The sequence below is a fragment of the Streptomyces sp. UH6 genome (assembly GCF_013421635.1).
GTDB lineage: Bacteria > Actinomycetota > Actinomycetes > Streptomycetales > Streptomycetaceae > Streptomyces > Streptomyces abyssomicinicus.
Map to the genome: position 1 here is coordinate 1 of NZ_JACADT010001190.1, position 1545 is coordinate 1545.

A 1545-nucleotide genomic window follows, 5' to 3' on the forward strand; every position below is an offset into this window, starting at 1 on the left:
CCTGGACGACTACGCGGGCCCCGAGTTCACCGACCTCTCGACCCGCCCCGGGCCCGCCCGCCACTTCGCCCGGCACGCCCTGCCGGTGGACCCGCTGCGCGCGTCCGAGGCGATCGCCGCGCTGCGACGGGCCGGGGCGCGGCCGGCCGCCCCTCCGGTGGGCGAACGCCCGGACGTGGTGCCGGGCGCGGGGGGCGGCGGTGGCTGACATCCGCGAGGGCGTCCAGGAGAGCGGCGTCCAGGAGAGCGGCGTCCGGGAGGGCGGCGTCCGGGAGGGCGGCGTCCGGGAGGACGTCCGGGAAGGCAGGCAGGACCAGGAGGTGGCGGAGGTCACGGACACCGGCCCGCGGACCGCCGGAACCGGGCGGTCCCCCAGGCGTGAGGGCGACTCGCTGTTCCGGAACGCCTACTTCCTCATGCTGAGCACCGGCGTCTCCGCCGTGCTGGGCCTGGCTTTCTGGCTGGTCGCCGCCCGCCACTACTCCCAGGAGGCGGTCGGCCAGGGCTCGGCCGCCGTCGCCGCCATGCGCCTGCTCGCCAGCATCACCGCCACCACCATGATCGGCGCGGTGGTCCGCTTCGTGCCGCGCGCCGGACGCGCCACCGGATCACTGGTGCTGCGCGCCTACGCGGTCAGTTCGCTGGTGGTGACGGCCGCCGGGATCGTCTTCCTGCTCACCCTCGACCTGTGGGGGCCCTCCTACGCCCCGCTCGGCACGCCGTCGGCCGGAGCGCTGTTCGTCGCCGCCTGCGTCGCCTGGGCGATCCTCACCCTCCAGGACGGGGTGCTCACCGGGCTGCGCGAGGCGCTCTGGGTGCCGATCGGCAACGCGGTCTTCTCCCTGGGCAAGCTGATCCTGCTGGTCGTCCTCGCCGGAGCCATGCCGGTGCTCGGCGTGTTCGTCTCCTGGGGCGCGGCGATCGCCCTGTCCACCGTGCCGCTCGGCTGGCTGGTGTTCCGCCGGCTGATCCCCCGGCAGGCGGCCGCCGACCACCGCCGCCGGCCGCCCACCCTGCGGGCCATCGGCCGGTTCGTCGCCGGCGACTCGGTCGGCGCCATGTTCAGCCTGCTGATGATCAACCTGCTGCCGGTGATGGTGGCGGTGCGCCTCAGCGCCGCCGAGAACGGCTACTTCTACGTCGCCTACACCGTCGGCGGCACCATGGAGTTCCTGGCCATCAACATGGCCTCCTCGCTCACCGCGCACGCCTCCCGCGATCCGCGCGCCCTCGCCGAGGGCGTACGGGGCGCGCTGCGGCGGATGGCGCTGCTGCTGGTGCCGGTGGTCGTCGTCCTCGCGGTCTTCGCGCCGCTGGTGCTCGCCCCGTTCGGCGAGGACTACGCGGACCGCGGCGCCATGGTGCTGCGGCTGCTGGCCGCCGCCGCACTGCCCCGGGTGGCGGTGGAGCTGTACATCGGCGTTCTCCGGGTGGCCGGCCGCACCGCGATGCTCGCCCTGGTGCAGGGCGTGATGTGCGTGCTGGTGCTCGGCTCCGCCGCCCTGCTGCTCACCCCCGCCGGCATCGCCGGGGCCGGCTGGGGCG

General features: G+C 75.5%; 1 protein-coding gene and 1 pseudogene. Both read left to right on the top strand.

What is annotated here, in order from left to right:
* A pseudogene (locus HW445_RS30495) lies at nt 1-208 on the top strand (DegT/DnrJ/EryC1/StrS aminotransferase family protein); the annotation flags it as partial.
* Between the two features lie 112 nt (nt 209-320).
* Nucleotides 321-1545, top strand: a 1225-nt coding sequence (locus HW445_RS30500) for a lipopolysaccharide biosynthesis protein (protein ID WP_374939727.1), incomplete at its 3' end; no start/stop codon positions are given.